Here is a 19571-nt window from a genome sequence, read left to right as displayed (position 1 = left end):
GAGACCACGATAAAAACCGGTCGCCGACGACCGCTCCCTGTAGTCTATCAAAACGTAGTGACGTACTAAAACATTACGGGAACTACTTCACCGTCGTCTCAGTCTTCGAGCTCGAATCCGGTGTGTCGGTCGTGCCAGACACCGAGTTGCCCGCAGAGTCAGTCGCACTGAACGTATGCCGGTGGTCCCACGCTGCAAGTGCTTCGGCAGCATCCTCACCAAGCGTGATCTGGCCGTCAGCGTTGACCGTCACGTCGCCATCGATGTCGATCGACAGGTCGCCGGTTCCAACAATGGAGACATCAGTCGTCTCACCAGCGTCGTCGATCGCGATCTCCGTCGTCGGATCGCTCAGCCCGTCTGGCTTGAGTGCGAATCTGACAGTGTCGGGCGTCCCACCGGCGTGGTCCCGGCGCTCTGCTTCGATGTACAGATTCTCTCCATCGGGGCGCTCGAACTCGCGTCGGAACTGGCCACTGCGTGCAACTGGCTCGTTCTCGGGATTGGTATGGACGATGCCGGTCACAGCCAACGATGTCCCTTCGCTTTGGATCTGGTCGATCCAGACGAAGTCGCCTTCCTGTGGCACGGCGACGGCACCGTGTTGCCCGCTAGCTGCCACGGGGATGCCTCGATACTCACTGGAGAAATCTCGGGCACGAGCATCGACCTGTAGGGGTGGATCCGTCGGCTCCTCATGCGGGTAGACGGTCGTGACGTTACACAGCACTGCCGACGAGCGCTGTTGCTTCCGGTCGTTACGAAGTACCGTTCCGAGTGATTGCCCATTCATGAATTGGTGTCCGAATCGTCGTCATCCTCGTCATCGAATGCTTCAAAATTGCCAGTCGAAAGCTGATAGCTCTTCCTGAGATTTCTCATGTTCTCATTCACGAGGCGTTCACCGAACTCAATGGGTGCGAACGTGAACGGATTGGCGTTGAGCTTGAACTTTCTCGGGTTAAGCTTACTCCAGAGTGAACCCTCCTTCGGCTCCTGTTTGTTCACATCGCTCTGATTGTAGATCGACTGGAATATCTGTTCGATGTCTTTTCCAAGACTGATATTCATCGTGTACCCGTTCGAGGCACTGATCTTGTGTGTCACACGCTTGGCCGTGTACGTTCCAGGGCCGATTGGTGATGCAACCGGCGGATCAACGATCTGAATCTGGTCGAGTGGCGTGATACGCGGGTCGCCGACTATCTCGAGCTCACCAGAGTCGGTCGCCATCTGCTGTGTCGCGAGTCGGTTCTGTGCTCGGTTCTGTGCTCCGATTGCAGACACATTGTTGTCAGTGAGCTTCTTCCCAGTTGCTTCAGGCTGGTTATCGGGCTTGACGCTTGCACTGCCCTGTGACATCTCCCTTGTCGTTGCGCCCCACGGATTCAGTCCAGTGTCATCGTGTGGTGTATTCACGATCACACTGTTCGTGTCTGCTGTTCCCTGGCCAGCATTGTACGAGATGATGCCCATCGGCATGTACACCTCTTTCTCGCGAGACTGTTGGTCGACGAAGTGGATGGTGTTGTACTCATCGATCCACAACATCGCATCCTGTTGCTCTGCAAGATCCCGGAGGACGTTGATTAGTGTCGCCTTCCCATCCTTCCCGTAGTTACTGTTCACCGTCACTGGGTCTGAGATGTTGATGACGAAATCATCATTCGGGAAAAAGCCAGCATCGCGAAGAATATTCCTGACGATGGTATCGACAGTCGCATCGCCTTTCTTCGTGTTGAGCTCAACGCCGTATTGGTTCAGCTGATATCGCTTATCGGTGAACGTCAGGGTGAGCAGCTGCTCTTCGTTGAGTGTGGCCTTTGTCATCTCACCGGTGAACAGCCGGCCAGACGTTTGTTCCTCCGAGTCGGTCGTGACTCGTAGATCGAGCTCAAGGTACAGGTGTGCGTCTGGCTGTGTGGCCTGCTTGAGGAACCCAGTATTCGTTTCATATGGGACATGGCCAGTCAGCTCGCAGGTTGAGCCCCCAGCAGCATATGTCCGCTCCAGCTTGATCTTCGTCAGTCCGAATGCGTCTTCGAGATCTTCGATAGGAGTTACACCGACATCTGTCCGATCTTGCCCGGTCGACACGTCCCGCGCTTCATCGGCCTGTTCGTCTGTGAGCCAACTAAATCGTCCAGTGCCTGTAAAATTGAACTCTGGATCGATGGTCTGTACTGTTGGCATCGTTAGGCCTCCTCATCATATCTGGAATCGAGGTACTCCTCCGTCTCAGTGACATCGTATGTCACATCGTACAACCAGTTCCCATTGTGTTTCTCACGCCGTGGGTCGATGCTTATACTGTTGGGAGCAGCTACCCCGATCCATTCTGTCGTGTGAACAGTTATGATGTCACGACTAGTCAACTCCCGTGCAGTCTCAACCTGGGACTGGGTGATGATGGCCGTAATCGTGATCTCCGTTGGCTTTTCACCCATCACTTGAACGACATACTCATCGTCGTCCGTTGCACCACTGATTACATCATGCTCGACAGTTCTTTTCTCTTGGCTGAGTGAAACGAGTGGATCATCGAATGCTTCCTTGAATTCGAGAACCGGCCCACCAGAGGCTTCGGTCGTCGCGAGGTATGCTGCCATCCGCTTGTTTTTCTGCGGATCAGAGACCGGAATGTCACCCACTGCACTCACCCGTAGCTGAACGTGGTAGCCTGTCCATGCGACGAACCGGGAACGTCGGAGCGAGAGTTAGTAGTCGATCGACGACCCGACCTGCCCGCTGACGACATCTTTGGCGATATCGCCGACGACACGGTCCAGATCGCCACCGAGCTTGAGGATGATCTGCTGTGTGCCTCTTCCACCAGCCATCGCAGCTGGGCCCACACCTCCGCCACCGATACCGGCGGAACCGCCCGGGGATGGTCCTGCACCACCAGCACCGGGCCCACCACCCAGCGCATCGCCACCCACACTACTCAGCTTGCTTCCAATAGAGCCCCCAGCGGAGCCAAGGAAGCCACCACCGAGCTTGTCGAACTTCGGCCCAATCCCATCGAGCGTTACGCCAAGTCCGGTCAGGCCACTATCCAGCTTCTCAACCCAATTGAATAGGCCTATGAACCGATCTTCGACTTTCTCGAGGTAGCCGTCAAATGCTTTAGCGATCCCCGACACGTCGTTGAAGGCCACATACAGTGCCATGAGGACAGCGATGATGGCCGTAATCGCGAAGATGATCGGATGGGCAGTCAGCACGCTCAGTGCTGTCGTAAACGCACCTGTCGCGGTCGTTGCTACCCACTGTGCCCCAGCGAGTGCATACAGTGCTCCAGATCGGGCATAGGCAGCAGCCGTTGAGGCTGCCGTTGCAGCGAGTGATTTCATCATCGACGCAGAGTAGAGATGGTTGCTCGTAATCAGAGCGCCCAGAGCAGTGTTCTGGGCAACGTAGGCTGCAACCTTCGCCCAGATCGTTCCGATGATCGTACTGTTGAGTGCGATCTGGATGGACTTCAACAGCTGGAGGGTGTAGTATGCACCAGCCACCAGCCCGAGCACACCAGCCAGCTGTCGGGTCAGATCAATCTCAACGTCAAGGCCGGGAATGAGATTGATCGTTGCCTGCATGAAGTTGCCGAGGGCATCCGTCGTCGCGGTGATTGCCCATGTAGCAGTGAGTAGCACCGAAGCAAGCCGGCCGATCATCGAGAGGAAGCCAACACCGTAGGTGATGAGGATCGGCAACATTCTGAGCGTCTTGTCGATTGCTGGCCCCCACGCATTCCCGAGGATGTTGGCCACCGATGTCATGCCGTTGATGAGATCTGGCAGTGACTCTGCGAACCCGACAATCATGTCGGTGATACCGGGGAGTAGTTTCGATGCACTGTTCTGGAATGCACGGCCAAGCCCACCGTCACCAGTCGTGAGCGCATCGCCAACTTCCGCAACAAACTCACTCCCGGAATCAGATTCGAGAATGTTGCTTGCGGTGATCGACGCCGAGTTCAGCATCTGCAGTCCGTTGCGGACCGACGCGATGAAGAAGTCGATCGAGTTCATCCCGTTGACAGTCGTATTCTGGAGTGGCTCGATCGCAACCATCGCTGCTTCCTGGAGCTGTGAGGTGAGCTCCTCCATCGCCTCCTGCTTGTTGGAGACGCCAGCGAGGTTCTCCTCCATCTGCTCCAGGTAGCCGAGCGCGCCGACTGCCATGAAGCCAGCAGCAGCAGCCGACGCTGCCGTCAGTGCAGTCGCAAAGCCGAGGACAGCTCCACCAGCAGCACCGATCATCGAACCGAGGCCCATGATGACCACACCGGCCCGGCTCATCTGGACGTTGAACATACCGAGGTTGGCCGACGTGATCCCGAGGACCGGAATGAGCTTCTTGATCGACCCACGGAGAGCGTCGACACCATTCTCGACACGCTTGTACGTCTTTGCTGTCTCCTTGCGTCCACTCAGGCCGGAAAACACGCCCTGAATGAGACTCATTAGTCCGCTTCGGGTAGACTGCATCCCGATTGCCTCACCGTCGCGCTGGCGTTGGACATCACGGCCTGCACGGATCGCGCGATCGCTACTCGGGATGAACGGAACGTCGCCGAGTCCGCCCTGGATCTCCTCGCGTGTCTTGCCCTCAACGTAGTTGGCCTGTCGCATCGAGTCCAGAAGCTCTGGCCCGACCGTTTCAGTGAGAAGCTTCTCGTAGGTGTCACTCAGGCTATCTGCTACCTCCTGCGTGACGCGATCGGACTCGGTTCGCGTAACATCGCTAACGTCGGCCCCGGCGTGGCCGATGTTGTACAGTTCGGTCGCATCTTGCAGGATATCATCGACAGTGTCGATATTGTCCTTGTCCAGGGAATCTGTCAGGGATCTTCGGACTGCCTCACTGATGTCGCCTGGCAGGCGATCGTCGTCGAAGATCTTCGACATCTTCGTCTCAACGTCACGGCTGAACTCCTCCTTGAACTGGCCGGTCTCGATAAGTGACGTGGCGTCACCGTAGTCCCCACGCTGGACACGGCCCATGATGTCCGAGATCTGCTGCTTGGCCATCTTGTTGTCCGTCTCCATCATGTTGGCGAACAACTGCGCATTCAGCAGTTCGCGCGGGATGCCGGACATCGTGATCGACGATTCATCCTCGTCGGTCAGCCCGGGGACAACATCCTCGATCGCGTCACTGATGATCGAGACGGTGCCGTGTGTGATCGACGTTTCACCCTCGGCTGCGCCACCACGCGTGTACTGCAGGTGCTCACGGACGCGGTCACGAATCGCATCGGGCGTATTGTTCGGCGAAACGGCGTTGCCCTTTGCGAACTCACTGTACATCCCAGCGAGTCCGCTGTCGTTATCCTCGAGATCGCTGACGAACTGCTCGTGCTCAGCGACATCGAGATCGTTGAGCGCACTGATTACGTAGCCATCATCGACATCAGCGAGCTCCTCTGCAACCTTTGGATACTCGCGGAGGATGTCGATGAACTCTTCGAGGTCCTCTGTAGCGATGTTCTTGAACGCGTCGCTATCGACGAAGTCTCGGATATTGCCTGTATCAATATCGAGATCGTCGAACAGGTCTTGCTTCTTGACGTCACGTGATGCGTCGTTGTCAGCGAAGCTATTCTCGAAGAGTGCATCAACAACGTCGTCATCTGTGAACTCACGAATCCGCTGGACCGTCTCCAGCATGTCGTCACGAACCGTCGTCTCATCACTCTTCTTGGTCCGCTGGTAGTCCTGCAGACTCTCGTCTGAGTCTCTGACCTTCTCTTTGAAGAAGCGGTCAACTTCATACTCGAGCCCGTCTTCGGACCAGTTCCGACGGTCCATCTGGTTGAACAGATCTTGGAACCACGCTGCACCGGGTGGCTTCCGACTTCGGTCAGGGTCGACTTCATGGCGATGTGTCTCATCGCTGAAGTCGCCGACCATCTGGGAGAACAGGTCCAGTTGGTCGAGTTTCCGGGCGTCTTCCTGTTCATCAGTGACGCCCATCCCACGCATCGCACGAATCAGATCGGTGTCACTGTCTGCATCGTCGACGATGTTCTGCATCTCCGTCCGGAGCTGACGCTTTGCCTCTTCGACACCGTCGAAGTCGCGCATCTCCGACTCTAGTGTCTGCACATCGTCTCGCAGCTCCCGCGCAATCCGCGCCTCGTAGGGGACTCGCTTCTTTTTCTGCCGAAGCTCCGATATACGGTCGTGGTCCCTCTCGGTCAGATCTGTGCCCTCTTTGAGCGCATCGATTTCTTCTTGGATGGACTCACGCCGAGACTCTCTGATCTGTGTGAGCGTTTCCTCACCGACCATGTCCCGGAACTCCTCAAGCTCGATGGACGAGGCAGACTCATCATCGAGCGGTGAGCCCACAGAGGTCTCTACGACCCCCTCCACACTCGCAGGCCCGGTATCGTTCTGGTTCAGACTGGATGCAGCCTGCTTTCCGATGGCCCCTGACGTAAACGCATTCGCGTCGTTGGTCCCGAGATCTTCTGCAAGGAACTCTGCTGCCTCGTCCATGACGCCAGCGTCCTGGGCGAGGTCACTGATCGTCTTATTCGCAACAGGCGGTTTTCCGGTCTCGAACGGGTTGTCACGGAACTTATCGGACCCGAAGGCCGACTTCATGAACTCATAGTCCAGTGCATCTTCCCCGAGGACGGACGTCATCCGGTCGCGGAGATCCCGATAGTCGTCTATCGGGTTCGTCTGCTCGTCCGGGTCGATGTCACTACCTTCGCGAAGTGAGTCGAACTCACCGAAACCGTCGTGCGAGCCGAGCGCTTGTTTGTACTCACGGATGGCGTCATTGACGTTCTCCCGTGATTCATCGATGTCTTCAGAAACGTCGATCCGCTCGGCAAGGTCGTGAATCGAGTCCTGGTCTGCATCGCGGAATAGCTCCCGAATGTGGTGAATGTTATCGACATCGTCGAGATTCGGGAGGTCTCGATACCCGCGAGCGATATTTGCGACGTTACGTCTGAACGACTTACTGAACTCGTCGTTGGATTCCTTCGCCTCGTGGAGCAGCTGCTCAGTCGAGGCAAGTTCCGACTGGAGGCCCTTGAGCCCGGTTCCAGCAACATCGGCAGCGTTGGCACTCTGGCGGAACGAGTCGGCCAGCTCTTCCGTCTCGTCGGCCGTCTCCTCGGCCATCCGAGCAACATCAGCGACTGACGATTTCGCTGTGTTTGCCACGCGGTCGAGTGATTCTTCGGCATCATCGACCTCGTCCTTCATCCGGTCGATCTGCTTTCGAGCAGCAGAGAAACCCTTTGTACGCGCGTTAACGACGAGCTGGACGAGTTTATTTTCGTCAGGAATCATATCGCGAGTTCAGTGGCGCCGTGGAGATGGTGGGGAGCCAGATGGAGACGGGCTCTGTGGGACGGACCCTGCTGATGGGGCCCCGCCAACGCCTGCGCCACGGGCCTGGGCTTGAGCGTTGGGGTGATTCTGTTGCTGTGCTTCCTCGCCACCCTCTTGGCGTTCTGCCCAACCGTGGAACAGGAACTCCCGCTGGAGTCCGGTTAGCTCATCGAGGGTCCGATCGCGGGTGACTTCGATCTCCCCAGTACCACCACACTCCGGACACGCTGTCTCGACGGTGAGAGCGCGCCCCAGTGCGTGCGTAAGCCGGCCACGGTAGGATGTGGGCTCCTCGTCCGGAATCCACGCTGGACGCCAGACACGGCTGCCTGTGGCCTGACACGCCGAGCACTCCTGCTGCTCAGTGATGGTGAAGTGGTATCCACACTGATTAGCCGTGAAGAGCTCCTGGCCTAGTTGGGTTCGTGAAAATCCGTCACGCCACCGTCATCTCCCATCGAGATCTCCATGATCTCTGCACCGATCGGGAACAGCACTTCGAGCCCGAAGGCACCGACCATCTGCTCGATGTGCTGGCTGGTGAGATCTTTGTGCTCGATACCGCGCGCACAGATGGATTCGAACGCATCGATCGTCGATCCATCCAGGCCACTCATCACATTCTCTTCCTCTGCCCGGCGCTCTGCCTCTTCGGGATCGTCCGCCTCGGTGAGCGCTTCGAGCATGTCGTCGGGGAACTTCTGGACCTGGTCCAGTAGGTAGCCCCGGTCAACCTCGACGAGCTCGACGGTGAGTGCTGCCCCGTCAGCTGCTTCGAGTACTTTCTCGCGCCGTTCGCCCTGTGCGCCGTCGTCGTCGACGACGCGGGTCATGAAGTCTAGTGCTTCTACTTCCTGCATAGTAGTAATCTCCTGTCCTGTGGTCACGGCGAGGCCGTGTCGCGCCCCCACAGTGGGGCGATGTGCGACAAAATGGAGGAATACTGAGCCGGGACTCAGTAGCCGTAGCTCGACCCGGGCTTGGCGCCGTCCTTCGTGATGATCATGTCTTCCGCTTCCCAGTCGATCGACGTGGAAGCGAAGTCCGTCGCGGGCAGATCCCGCGAGGTGGAGGTGACCTGGACATTCTTGAAGGTGTACGTGTAGGTCGTCGTCTCGCCGTCTGGGCCACGGACCTCCTCCGTGACCGACAGCGTTCCGCGAACCGGGCGATGCGATTCGATTTCGGCACTCCCGGTCGGGTTCGCCGTCGAACCATACACGAGCGCATTCAGCGCATCGTAGTTTCGACCGGAGTACTCGAAGGATCCGGAGAAGGTGATCGAGGTCGTCGCTTTGACCTCCTTCAGGGAGCCATTGTGCTGCGTACTGGTCGTGCCGATGTCTCGGGACCAGGAAACGTTCTCGAAGGGGAGCTCGTAAGTGCCACCAGCGTTCGGGTCACTGAACTTGAGCGTCGCGCTCTGGCCCGTTACGCGCTCCTCGTGGGTTGTCTTGGTTACCATGAAAAGTCAGAAATGTGCGGTGTTCAGACCGCGACGGTCAGCTGAACGTCGACATCTTTCGTCACGCCCACTGGCGTGATCGCGAGGTCGACACCGACCGTGTTGTTGTCTTTCTCGAACACTTCGACCGTCTGGCCCCGCGGTTCGAGGATACCGAGCTGTCGAAGGTCGTCGAGGCCGACGACGAGCTGCTCCTGGAGGTCCTGGATCGAGTCGTCGTCAACGAGTCCGCCGAGTGCGTCCCCGCTCATCCGATTCGCGAGGGAAATGACCACGTCGACGACGCGTCGAGTGAAGTAGTCGCGCTCCCACTCGGTCCCGTCTCCGGGCATCTCGAAGCTGGCCTGGTTGTCTTTCAGCTTGACACCGTTGGCGTTCTTCAGCGGGATGACGTTCGAGGCTCGGATCTCTTCGACATCCGCCGAGTTGACGTTGCGATCACCGAGTTCGGACTCGCTGATCAGCCGGTCACCGTAGATCGGCTCGTCGAGGTCAGCACCAGTTGCCTTGCCAGCGAGGTCGCCAGCGAAGCCGAACCCTTCGAGCGGACCCGGCGCGTCTCGCTTCGACGCCGGCGCGTAGAGGAACGTGTAGTCCGAGTCGACGGGTGCCTCGTAACTGACACCATCGAGCGTCGCGTATCCGTCATCGGTCGTCTCGTTCGGCTCTGCCGGAGCGAACAGCGTTGCCAGCTTGACCTGGTCTTTCCGCATGTCGCCGACGGCCGAATCGAGCGTCGTCTTGACGTCGTCGCTCGCAACGAGCGGGAATACCGTTGCGAACTCGTTCTCACGAAGTCCTGCAGACAGGGCGTCAGCTGCAGATGCCCAGTCTGCATGGTCGTACGTGATGTCGTAGCTCCCCGAGCTCGCGGTCGCCCACTCGCCCGTGTTCGGGTTGTAGTGGAAGACGCCCTCGTCGTCCGGAGCGTCGACCGGGGATTCATACCGGGGAATCGGCGTCAGCTCAACACTGTCGCCGGTGTCGGTGACGCTGACGGTCCCTCGACCACCAACGACCGGTGCATCGGCGAGGGTGCCCGTTGCGGACGAACTGGACGACTCGACGGCTTCAGTCGTCTCAGCACGGATTCCCTTGACGTAATCCGGATTTGCGCCATTGGCGCGGGCTCGGGCATATGCGGTTGCGATGTCCGAACCCGAACCGAACTGCTGCTCTGCCCCGGACCGGGATGCGATTTCTTCGACCGTGTTGGCCGGAGCGGACGCATTGTCGTTCCCGACGCCCAGGAGGATGAGATACTGTTCTCGCCCGACGAACACATCAGCAACCGACCCAGAGTCGGTGCCGATTGTAACGCCGGAGCTCGAGTATGTCGTTACCATCTATGAAGTGGAAAAGTGCCTGCGGAGACAACGATCGGCTGGCAGGCACAGCCGATCGGTTACTTACTACGCTGCTCGGGCGTGCGACAGTGGCTCGCCCGACTGCGACAATTAGTCCTGAACGTCGATCTCACCGACATCGACCGACTCGATGAACGGCTGGTCACCGAGCAGTTCATTCGACGTGTAGGCGTCTTCGTAGTCGATCTCGAGACGAGTCCGGTCACCACGAAGGGAGTGGGACAGTGAAAAATCGTTCTGCGTTGAAATCTCGGATCTGGTGAACGACGTGATGTCCGAGAGGATTCCTTCACCCGATGGATCGGGAAGCGGTTGGTCGAGGGATGACGTGTCGTAGATCTTGAGCACGTCGCGGACCTCCGTACCGATTGCTCGGGCCGGCGGGGACTGTCCAGCTGGGGTGAGAATATCGGCGTAGACGACGGCCGACCACCAGTCTTCGTGCTCTGTCCCGGTGTGATTCTCGTTCTCGTCGGTCACGTCACCGACTGCAGTCGTATTGCGTGACTCGTCTTTCTCGGCCCGGACGAGCTTCAATTCGAGTACAGGCAGCTCCACGTCGCGGTGTTGGCCCTCTTTGTCGAGTTCGACAACCGAGTAGGACAGATCATTCGGGATATGATCGTGCTCATTGAGCACCGACGCAATGCTCGTGAGGATGGTCTCGATATCTGTCATTCAATTGCGTCCCCGATTGTGTCGCCAACTTCATCGGCAATCTCACCGAGTACGTCACCGCCAAGATCGTCCATCTCGCGGGCGAGGAACCGTTTGCCCTCAACACCGGGATGGACAACATAGCTGACTGCGACCGGGCCATCAGCACCATCGAACGTCAGTGCTTCATCGTCCCCGCCGGGGTCGATCCGGTATGCACCAGCTCCACCGTGGACACCGGAGCCGAACTCGTGGGACGAGACGACCGGATCATCGGATTTGAGTGCGACAGCGTGTCGGTTCCCTTCACGAGCGGATCGAGCCGGTTTGATCGAGGACGCGTGTTCACCGACGTACTTCCGTGCCCGCTCTTGTGCCGAGGGAAGGACCGTCTCAAGCAGTGAGGCCGACAGTTGACGACTGACAGTTGACTGGATGGAATTCGAGCCTCGACGATCTTCGAGATCCTCGATCCCCTCTTCGAGCAGCTCCAACTGCACCTGCCCTGTCACTCCAGTGTCGAACATCAGTCGTCTGGGAAGCGATCGTCACGTCGGAAGGGATACCGACGCTCCATTCCGCCACTACTCCGGGTTCCCGTTGCGACTGAATCAGTCGTGGCAGACGTAGAGCCATAGTAGACAGCGTCGTTGCCAGGCTCGTCGCTCGTGTTGTTGATCCGGCTGACATACTGATCGTACTCGTCTTTGAACTGCTGGGCATACTCGCTTCGGCGTTCGCCATCATCGACGAGATCGCCGAGCGTTGCCGACTCGGGTGAGACGGCTCCCTGGACGAGCTCGAACGTCGCGAGCGTTGCAACCGCAACCGTGTGGAGTTGCGTAAGATCTTCCTGGGGGATGGGGTCGCCACCGTTGATATCCGACTCAAAGGCCGGTTCGGCACGGTAGAGCGCACGGCGCTTCGTTTCGGTGTCATAGCTCTCGGTCGTATCTGTCGGAATCTCGTCGAGTCCGACGTACCGTGGAGAGTACCGAGATGGATCCGAAACCATGTGCGACAAAATGGGGGTGAACCGCTGTGACTGCTGCAACCGACACCGAAGGGGCTACCCTTCGATGATGACACCAGCATCGGACTGGGTTGCGAGCCAGCCCATGCGGTTGAACAGGCGGTAGATGTCCGACTGGTTGCGCTTCTCGTCGTACTCCTCGGCCGTGATGGGCGTCCGCTCGCCCTCCCAGCCGAAGTAGTTCGTGTCGATCATGACCGCGCCCGGGTTGTCGTTGCCGGTGATGTTGAGACCGTCGTCGGCCTCCATCACATCGAATCCGGCCGTCCGACCGAGCGAGCCGGACCGACGCATCGAGGACTGCTGGTCAGTCGCATCGAGGAAGTTGTCGGCCGTCATGAGGTCGTGGACACCCGGAACGTCGACGATGAGGAGGTCCGGGTTGTAGCTACGCTGCATGAGCGCTTCACGACCAGCGAGGATGTCCGAGAACTCCATGACGCCGTTCGAGCCGGCACCATCCTGGGAATAGACATCGTCGCCGATGGCGTTCTGAATCGTCAGGAAGGCCTGGCGATTCATCTCCTCGGCCATCTCTTCGGCCTGACGGTCAAGCTGGTTGGCCACGAGGTTACTCTGCGAGTCCGCCTGCGCTTCCATCGACAGCTGGACCTCGAAGCCGTACTTGTCGAACTCGAGGACTTCCAGCTCGTAGTGCTCCTGGTCACGCGGGAACTCGGAATTCTCGCCGACGATTTTCGGACTGCCCATCTCGTCCTTCGGGACGGGCATCTGAACGACATTCGACTGAATGCCGGTCGCATCGTACGGCCGGAAGGCCTCACGGTAGTGGAGGGTTTCCTGAACGATCTCCTCCACACGGCTGCGGAGGACTGGCTGACTGAGCGTGCCGTCGATGTCTTCGAAGTTGACGGACAGCTCTTCGGGGGTCTGTGAACTCATTGGTGGAAAATTGAAAGCGGGGAGGTGGGGGTGATCAGAAAACTATCAGTTGACGAGGACACGACCGATGTAGACACCGTTCGTGTCGGTCGCCGTCTCGAGAACGGGGCGGTCCCCGCCAGCCTCGAGCTCGCCCGGCGTGGAGTCACCGGACGAACTGTCGGGAGCACCGGCATCGTCGCCGGCATTGACTGCGTCTGCGAGACGCGTCCAGATTGCTCCAGAAAGGTGTGCGGTACCGTGCTCACCCGGCGGGATCGCACTGTCGACGACTGCGTCGACATCGCCACCCGCACCGTTGACATCCGCGGGCGCGATTTCGTTTTCTCCGGTTACGACGACCGCAGCGCCTGCGGGGATAGTCGCATCCGTGCTATTCGTGAACGTGTCGGACAGTCCGGTCTGACGGGACTTGTCGCCTGCATCCTGACTCATGTGTGTGGAAAAGTTGTGTTACTGCGGTGGTTACGACTGGACGTCGTCCAGGTCGATCTCGCCCTCTCGAAGCTCCTCGGCCTGCTTCTCCCAGCCATTGGCTTCGAGGGTCTGGGCGAACGCCTCGCGCTTCTGGGCGAGTTCCTCGGACTCTCCGTCGTCCGAGATCTCTTCGAGTTCCTCGGACTCAGCCGAGCCACCCTTCGGATCGGACGGATCGGACTCCGAGAGTTCGTCAGCGATGGACGCGCCGTCGGTGTCTTCGACCTTGTCGGCGAGCTCCATCGGTCGGAACCGGTCCATCAGCTCTTCAGCCGAGAATGCGGTGTGGCCAGCGAGTTCCTCCGCATACAGCTCACCCGTCTCCTCGACGAGCGATTCGAGCTCTTCGTGCGTTTCGGCTTCGAGAACGACCGGCTCGTCAGCATCTTCGACCGCTTCGAGATGCTCCTCGTCGAGCTCATCGAGACGCTCGCGCGCCTCACGCTCATCATCGAACTTCTCGCGAAGTTCGCTCAGCTCTTCTTCGATCGTTTCCTGACCGTCGGCCTCATCCGAGAGGGCCTCCAGTTCTTCGGACTCGACGACGACGGGGTCCTCGAGACTCTCGAGTTCCTCCTCGTCGACGTTCTGATAGTTGATCTGTTTCATTGGTACGTTGGAATGTTGCCCCTGCCCACTCGCCGAAGCCGGGTCATGGCTAGACAGAGTTGCAACAGAAGCGACCGGCAGCGCGTGCTGGGTCGAACGCGACATTTCTTCCTCGTCGAGTGGCTGATCGTCGAACTCACCGTTGAGGGCCTGCAGCTTCTCCGACAACTCGGAGTCACTGACGCCTCCACGAGCGCCGAGATCATGTGCAGCCTCGACGTTTCCACGACGAAGCATGCCGTCACTATCGACAACTGGGTACGAGGAATCGGACTTGTTCTCGGCCGGGAACAGGTAGTGGGGCTCGAAGCCGTCGTTCGGGATCTCCGACTCGTCGAGCTTCCCACCCTTGGTGTCGATGAACGTGACGCCGGCAACCGTCTTGCTCGACATCTGCGCTGCGTCCATCGGAACGTCGCCAGTGTTGACGCTGTTCTCTTCAGTGTCCGGATCGGGGTCACCGCCCGGCATCGAGTCGAACGGATTGTACGCCCAGTTGAGCAGGCTGATTGCCCACTCACTCGGGCAGGTTCCGACGTTGCCTCCCTTCGGATCGTCGGGCTTGTTCTCCGACGCCGACATCCGCTCGATGAACGAGATCGTCCGCTTCGCATCGCTGATCTCGTCACTCCCCCAGTCAGACTTGTCAGTCGTCAGGAGGTTCATGTTCCGCTTGCGAACAGCGGACGGGTCCGTCGACCCTTCGTCAGCACATGGGTGCTCACTCCACGTCTCGAGCGAGGAGGCAGTCATGTTGACTGCGTCCGACCAGTCTGAATAGACCTGGTCGAGTTCGTCATCATCGTCGGCCAACTCAGCATCGTAGAAGTACGCACGTTCGAGCGCGTTCTCCTCGAAGGAGTCGACGACGGTCAGTGCATCCAGCTCGTGTGCGACAGTGAACTCCGCACCACTATCGGTGGTCCGAGCGTCCCAGCCATCGTCGCCAGCCTCGTACTGGACGATGATCGCTGCGGGACCGTTGACGACGGTGCTGTCACCATCACCATCGGTCGAGGTCAGGTCGGACTCGGTGACTTCACCGTCGTCACCGACCGTCTCTCGGATCTTTCCGTAGGCCGGCGAGCCCTGCGTCTCCCACATGACCTGCGTGCCACTAGAGAGGGCAGACATGTCGGCCAGGTCAGCAGCATCGGTGAATGCCGAGTGGTCACCACCAGGCATCCACATGCCGTCCATCTCATGGACATCATCGAGGCCCATCTCGCGGGCCTTCTCCATGGCTGCCTCCTTGGTCTCGAAGAGATACTCGTCGGGAACATCGCTCCCACTACCGTAGTCTCCGGAGGCCTCTTCTTCACCGTCGAGCTCGCGCTGCTTCCCGTCCATCTGCTCGCCCGGACCGTCGCCCGGATAGTCATCGTCGTCCATGTGGACGACATCCGTGTAGGCAGGATTCAGCGTGTGACCGGTGTAGACGAGCTCACCGTCCATCTCCTCGTAGATCGAAACCTCGAGGACCTTGCGCTCGCGATGGATGTAGTCGACACGTCCGAACAGGCCCGGACGGACCTGCCACTGGACCATGTCGCCCTCGGCGAATGCGGGGGCAACGAAGTCCGGACGCATCTCATGCTCGTCAAGCTCTGCTTCGACGTCTGCGACATCGCCTGCTGGGCGAGCCAGTGTCGCCGTGCTCCAGGACTCACCAGCCGTGTCCGGAGACGCTGCCATCGCGACAGCCTCGTCGAACTGTGGATGTGAGCCCGGATTGGCGGTATTCGACGGGGACGCTCCCTTGGTGACAAGCGAGAGATTGTCGAACACCAGCTCGTCAACGACGTAGTAGCCTTCCTCGGTCTGTTCGAGGTGCTCGGTCTCGGGGTGGAGGGCACGGACCGACACTTCGAGCACGCCATTCTGCACGTCTTCGGCGAGCTCAGCGTAGTTGGCTGCAATCTCGGCCTCATAGATGACACCGACACCAGGCGCGAACGATGCCTCGGTGACAGTGCCGACCTTCCCCTCAGCCGTGTTCCGGTGATCACGAACGAGCGGTTGGTTGGCAAGCGTCTCCGCTGCCATCTCCAGTCCCTCCGCTGTCCAGACCTTGACATCGCCAGACTTCCCGTGCGTAACGTCGCCGGGTGCAATAGCGATGCCGTGAATCGTGTGTGACTCACCAGCTGTTAGCTCAGACGCCGTAAGCGTCGCTGTGCCAACACCTGCATAGTCTACTGTGTCGAAAGACATAGGAGGGCGCGACGGTCTCTCCCCCGGTGGGACTCACTTCATCCGTAGTCACCAAGCTCCCTATAAAGGAGCACGACAGCTATGCGTCGTACGTCGTATACTCCTCTTCTGGGAGCTTATCGAGGACGCCGGCGTTCACGACGAACGTGCTCCCGTCGTCCGTTCTGACAACGTAACTCGGAGACGATGTCGATGCTTGGAACGTGTCACCATCTTGGGTCAGCTTGAATGGATCAGTGTGGACAGCCTGCACTTCGGCCACCATTCCGTCCAGCTCACCCTTCGACAGCGATACGAGATCACCTTGATTGTACTTCGTTTCGAGCTCAGCGATGCGGTAGGCGGTGATTCTCATGACGCACTGTACAGCGATTCATCGATGTAGAGATAGTGCTCGTTCGACTCTGCCTGTTGCTCGTCGTTCGTTGCTACCTTGAAGCACTCCAGGCGCTCATCGGGCGTCATCTCGTCCCACACAAGCGTGTGGTAGTACTCCAGCTCGGAGAGGAGATCCATGACCGAGGAGATGTCCTCACGATAGAGGCGTGCGACCGGACGAACGTACTCGATCGGTGTGATGTGGAGACTCTCGCCGTTGTCCATCACTGCTAGTCCGAACACGAGGGCCGAGTCGCCAACCTCGGTTGCCGTCGGATCGAGCAGCTCCTCGAGTGTCTGCTCACCAGTGACAAACGGGAGATCATGTGGTTCCTCTTCGGGAAATCGTGTCGGGTCGAAGCGTCCCATGCGACAACAGTACGGTGGACATGATTTGCCCCGACACTGGTCTGGGGGCTCACTGTCCCAACGGTTACAAACAACCCTGTAGCGGTCGTCTCTCCGACGTTCGCGTCACGCTACTTCGCGGGAATCGACCCATCTCACTCGTCGCGGAGCACTGGGACGACTTCCGTCCGACAACCGTAGTGGTATGGGGGAGCCGTTGGGAGTGGGGTGAAGCCATCGACCGTGCCCGCCTCCGTCTGTTTGAGGAACTGTGGGCCGATTTCCCCATCATCGAACATCGCTGTTGCATCACTCTCACAGGCGAGTGAATCACACAGCGGTGTCGTCGAGCTCGTACATGGATTACTCAGCTGGACGCCAACGACGCGCGCATCATCTCGGTAGGCACTGAGTTTCGTGTTGTTCACAAGGCGCTGTGCGCGCATGTGAGCGATCACACGGAGTCGTTGCTCCGTGGACTCCTGACTGTACTGGGAGCGGACACGCGTCGGCCACGAGCCTCCAGTCGCCTGCTGGATGCGAACCGACTCCGCAATCTCACCGATCACACCGCGAATGTCGTCGCGGAATGCCTCGACCTGTGACCGGGAGAAGTCACGGAATCCATCATCGAACTCGCGCGAGATCTGCGGAGAGTGGGACGGCTGTCGCATCGTCTGTAACGTGTCGCGAGCAACCGTGTCGAACTGCTGGCGCGCTGCACGGTCGCCACCGAGATCAGCCCACTCCTCAGCGAACAGTTGACCTGCTCGGCGACGGAGATCATCGCCACTCATCTGGCCAACGTCACCACTACCCTCGACCTCATCGATGAGACGGTCGCGAACCTGGGGGATGAGCGAGCGGAAGATGTCCAGCAGCGTCGACACGATGGACGACGTTGAGACGAGCCGTGGATCAGCCAACTCGGCGTTGTCCGCCAACATGCCCATGTCTGGGGATGCACGCGCTGACAGTTCGGCACTGGAGAGGTTCGCCATATCGGGGACGGCATTCGGACCACCCTGGTCTGGGCTCCCGCCACCCTCACCGTCAGACATCGCTCCATCGGGCCCACTAGCTTGTCCGCCGGGGCCATCCTGCTGTGTCGGCGATACGTCCGACGTGTAGCGAACGATGTTGCCGTTGATATCCTCAGGTGCTACGTCACCCTGCGGTCGCCCAACGTGGAGTTCGATCGAGCGATACTCATCCGTGCCCTCCTCAACGAGATCCCAGCTGACCGCAACTTCACGGTAATACTGGGTGAGGATCCCTTCGATGTCACGCCGAAGCCCGCGAACGAGCTGACGGAACTGGCGCTCTTGGGATGCAGCAACCGCGTTCCCGACGGAGTCATCATTGAATGCCCCGAGCGAGAACTTCGGCCCGGGCATCCCGGCGAGAATCGTGTCGACGTCGTTCGTCACTGCATCATCGATGTCTGCCGTCTCGCCAGCGAACTCCTGGATCTCGACATCGCCCGGGACACCGTGGTACATGCCTGGGCCGAACTCATCGGTGTCGTACTTGTCCATGAAGTCCGTCATCTCGTTCTTGTTCCACGGACGTTCCTCACTACCGAGCTGGAACAGCACCATCGGCCATGCCTTCATCGCGATGGCGTCGTCGTTGTCCCGGTATTTGGCCTCGAGTGCGAGCGCACGCTCGTAGACGTGCTCGATCCGGGACGTGCCGAACACTTCGTTCGTGTCCGGCTTACGTGGCCAGTGAATTACCTCCTCACGCGTGAATCGGCGCTCCTTACGGTCGCCCCACGCTTGGATACCATCGTCGAACTGGATGAACGCTGCTGCCTTCCCATCCTCTGTCGTCTCTGCGTTATCCTTGTCAGTGTCCGATGGAGCCAGCAAGATGCTCTTGCCGGGTTTCGTGTAGGCTTCAAGCGTCTCGACACCAAGCGGATACAGGCCCTGATGGCGCCCGTCGTCGTCGACGACCTTCTCGCCGTCGAACGTGCCTCGGACGAAGTAGTTCGAGAGCATCACGTCACGGCCGAACTGGCGCAGGTCCTGCTTCTGGTTGCCACCGATCCAGCCGATCTGCTCGGAGAACTCTTCGAGCTCTTCTTCGATCTCTTCGGTCGCAGCTGTGACGTAGTAGCCTGCCTCCCACACCTTGTCCATCGTCACGTCAAGCGGGGTGGAAATCAGGGGGTTCGTCTCATACAGCCGACGATACTCCGTGATATCATCATCAGGGCGCTCTGTGTCCCGGAGTCGGCGTCGCGCATCAGTTGAGACGCGCTTGAAATCACGAGGCTGCGCCTCGTCGTCGACCCGGAACAGTTCGGCGACGCCTGATGCAGCGTCTGTGAATGGATTACGTGACATACGAGAAAACCGAGCCCCCCACCACGGGCACTCACTCTATCCGTAATCAGCACGTCCCTTTTTAAGGCGCGCGCAGACAGCGACGTATACCAAACACGGGTTGTGTGCGACACCACCCTGTAGGATACAACGATGAACTAGTTCCGACAACTTTATAGTGTTCCAGTACGTTATTGTATACAACTGGGTGTGGTCTGAGGGGACCCCTCTACTCTGTGCCGACGTTGTGTGGATGGGGGAACGTGGTGATGGATGATGGACGATGGATGGATGATCTCCATCGAACCAATCCTGAATCGATCGAACCGGTCCCCATCGACCAACAGCAAGACTGCTTGTTGTCAACTTTCTGACACGATACTCGCGACTACCCCCCCCCCCCCCCCCCCCCCCCCCCCCCCCCCC

At 59.0% G+C, this 19571-nt stretch carries 16 protein-coding genes; all 16 read right to left on the bottom strand.

From position 1 onward, the window contains the following. Positions 1-82: 82 nt before the first annotated feature. Positions 83-622: a hypothetical protein gene (locus tag DM818_RS14045; protein WP_153952854.1), complete on the bottom strand. Its 540-nt coding sequence runs from the start codon at positions 620-622 to the stop codon at positions 83-85. Positions 623-789: 167 nt separating this feature from the next. Continuing rightward, positions 790-2193 carry a hypothetical protein gene (locus tag DM818_RS14040; RefSeq protein WP_153952853.1) on the bottom strand — a complete coding sequence of 468 codons (1404 nt, stop codon included), beginning with the start codon at positions 2191-2193 and terminating at the stop codon, positions 790-792. Between the two features lie 2 nt (positions 2194-2195). Continuing rightward, complete coding sequence (locus DM818_RS14035) at positions 2196-2651, bottom strand: hypothetical protein (RefSeq protein ID WP_153952852.1); 456 nt, start codon at positions 2649-2651, stop codon at positions 2196-2198. Positions 2652-2717: 66 nt separating this feature from the next. Continuing rightward, positions 2718-7319, bottom strand: a complete 4602-nt coding sequence (locus DM818_RS14030; RefSeq protein ID WP_153952851.1) for a hypothetical protein — start codon at positions 7317-7319, stop codon at positions 2718-2720. 455 nt (positions 7320-7774) lie between these two features. Then, the gene (locus tag DM818_RS14025; protein ID WP_153952850.1) at positions 7775-8194 is read right to left on the bottom strand and encodes a hypothetical protein; all 420 of its coding nucleotides are present in this window, start codon (positions 8192-8194) and stop codon (positions 7775-7777) included. A gap of 122 nt (positions 8195-8316) precedes the next feature. After that, positions 8317-8826, bottom strand: coding sequence for a hypothetical protein (locus DM818_RS14020; protein ID WP_153952849.1), 510 nt, complete (start codon positions 8824-8826; stop codon positions 8317-8319). A gap of 23 nt (positions 8827-8849) precedes the next feature. Beyond that, positions 8850-10172 (bottom strand): hypothetical protein, encoded by a 1323-nt coding sequence (locus DM818_RS14015; RefSeq protein ID WP_153952848.1) that lies wholly within the window; start codon positions 10170-10172, stop codon positions 8850-8852. A 111-nt stretch (positions 10173-10283) separates the two neighbouring features. After that, complete coding sequence (locus DM818_RS14010; protein WP_153952847.1) at positions 10284-10871, bottom strand: hypothetical protein; 588 nt, start codon at positions 10869-10871, stop codon at positions 10284-10286. Continuing rightward, positions 10868-11377, bottom strand: a complete 510-nt coding sequence (locus DM818_RS14005; protein WP_153952846.1) for a hypothetical protein — start codon at positions 11375-11377, stop codon at positions 10868-10870. Before DM818_RS14005 ends, DM818_RS14010 begins: the two co-directional genes overlap by 4 nt. After that, entirely contained in the window at positions 11377-11904 is a 528-nt protein-coding gene (locus DM818_RS14000) for a hypothetical protein (RefSeq protein ID WP_207105427.1), read from the bottom strand. Before DM818_RS14000 ends, DM818_RS14005 begins: the two co-directional genes overlap by 1 nt. 15 nt (positions 11905-11919) lie before the next feature. Continuing rightward, positions 11920-12786 (bottom strand): phage major capsid protein, encoded by an 867-nt coding sequence (locus DM818_RS13995; RefSeq protein WP_153952844.1) that lies wholly within the window; start codon positions 12784-12786, stop codon positions 11920-11922. Positions 12787-12831: 45 nt separating this feature from the next. Further along, positions 12832-13221, bottom strand: coding sequence for a hypothetical protein (locus DM818_RS13990; protein WP_153952843.1), 390 nt, complete (start codon positions 13219-13221; stop codon positions 12832-12834). Positions 13222-13251: 30 nt separating this feature from the next. After that, positions 13252-16086 carry a hypothetical protein gene (locus tag DM818_RS13985; RefSeq protein WP_153952842.1) on the bottom strand — a complete coding sequence of 945 codons (2835 nt, stop codon included), beginning with the start codon at positions 16084-16086 and terminating at the stop codon, positions 13252-13254. 79 nt (positions 16087-16165) lie between these two features. Continuing rightward, positions 16166-16441, bottom strand: a complete 276-nt coding sequence (locus DM818_RS13980; RefSeq protein WP_153952841.1) for an HVA1 family protein — start codon at positions 16439-16441, stop codon at positions 16166-16168. Continuing rightward, complete coding sequence (locus DM818_RS13975; RefSeq protein WP_153952840.1) at positions 16438-16833, bottom strand: hypothetical protein; 396 nt, start codon at positions 16831-16833, stop codon at positions 16438-16440. Before DM818_RS13975 ends, DM818_RS13980 begins: the two co-directional genes overlap by 4 nt. 134 nt (positions 16834-16967) lie before the next feature. Then, positions 16968-19166, bottom strand: a complete 2199-nt coding sequence (locus tag DM818_RS13970) for a hypothetical protein (RefSeq protein WP_153952839.1) — start codon at positions 19164-19166, stop codon at positions 16968-16970. Positions 19167-19571 lie beyond the last annotated feature (405 nt).

Origin of the sequence: Halosegnis longus (genome assembly GCF_009663395.1) — an archaeon.
GTDB classification, from domain to species: domain Archaea; phylum Halobacteriota; class Halobacteria; order Halobacteriales; family Haloarculaceae; genus Halosegnis; species Halosegnis longus.
The sequence above is the reverse complement of the archived record's forward strand: the minus strand, read 5'-3'. Positions and strand labels throughout refer to the sequence as shown.

Excerpts from the sequence above, each read along its gene's own strand:
- DM818_RS14040 (WP_153952853.1), bottom strand. The coding sequence starts at position 2,193 with ATGCCAACAGTACAGACCATCGATCCAGAGTTCAATTTTACAGGCACT.
- DM818_RS14030 (WP_153952851.1), bottom strand. The coding sequence starts at position 7,319 with ATGATTCCTGACGAAAATAAACTCGTCCAGCTCGTCGTTAACGCGCGT.
- DM818_RS14025 (WP_153952850.1), bottom strand. The coding sequence starts at position 8,194 with ATGACCCGCGTCGTCGACGACGACGGCGCACAGGGCGAACGGCGCGAG.
- DM818_RS14020 (WP_153952849.1), bottom strand. The coding sequence starts at position 8,826 with ATGGTAACCAAGACAACCCACGAGGAGCGCGTAACGGGCCAGAGCGCG.
- DM818_RS14015 (WP_153952848.1), bottom strand. The coding sequence starts at position 10,172 with ATGGTAACGACATACTCGAGCTCCGGCGTTACAATCGGCACCGACTCT.
- DM818_RS14010 (WP_153952847.1), bottom strand. The coding sequence starts at position 10,871 with ATGACAGATATCGAGACCATCCTCACGAGCATTGCGTCGGTGCTCAAT.
- DM818_RS14005 (WP_153952846.1), bottom strand. The coding sequence starts at position 11,377 with ATGTTCGACACTGGAGTGACAGGGCAGGTGCAGTTGGAGCTGCTCGAA.
- DM818_RS13995 (WP_153952844.1), bottom strand. The coding sequence starts at position 12,786 with ATGAGTTCACAGACCCCCGAAGAGCTGTCCGTCAACTTCGAAGACATC.
- DM818_RS13990 (WP_153952843.1), bottom strand. The coding sequence starts at position 13,221 with ATGAGTCAGGATGCAGGCGACAAGTCCCGTCAGACCGGACTGTCCGAC.
- DM818_RS13985 (WP_153952842.1), bottom strand. The coding sequence starts at position 16,086 with ATGTCTTTCGACACAGTAGACTATGCAGGTGTTGGCACAGCGACGCTT.
- DM818_RS13980 (WP_153952841.1), bottom strand. The coding sequence starts at position 16,441 with ATGAGAATCACCGCCTACCGCATCGCTGAGCTCGAAACGAAGTACAAT.
- DM818_RS13975 (WP_153952840.1), bottom strand. The coding sequence starts at position 16,833 with ATGGGACGCTTCGACCCGACACGATTTCCCGAAGAGGAACCACATGAT.
- DM818_RS13970 (WP_153952839.1), bottom strand. The coding sequence starts at position 19,166 with ATGTCACGTAATCCATTCACAGACGCTGCATCAGGCGTCGCCGAACTG.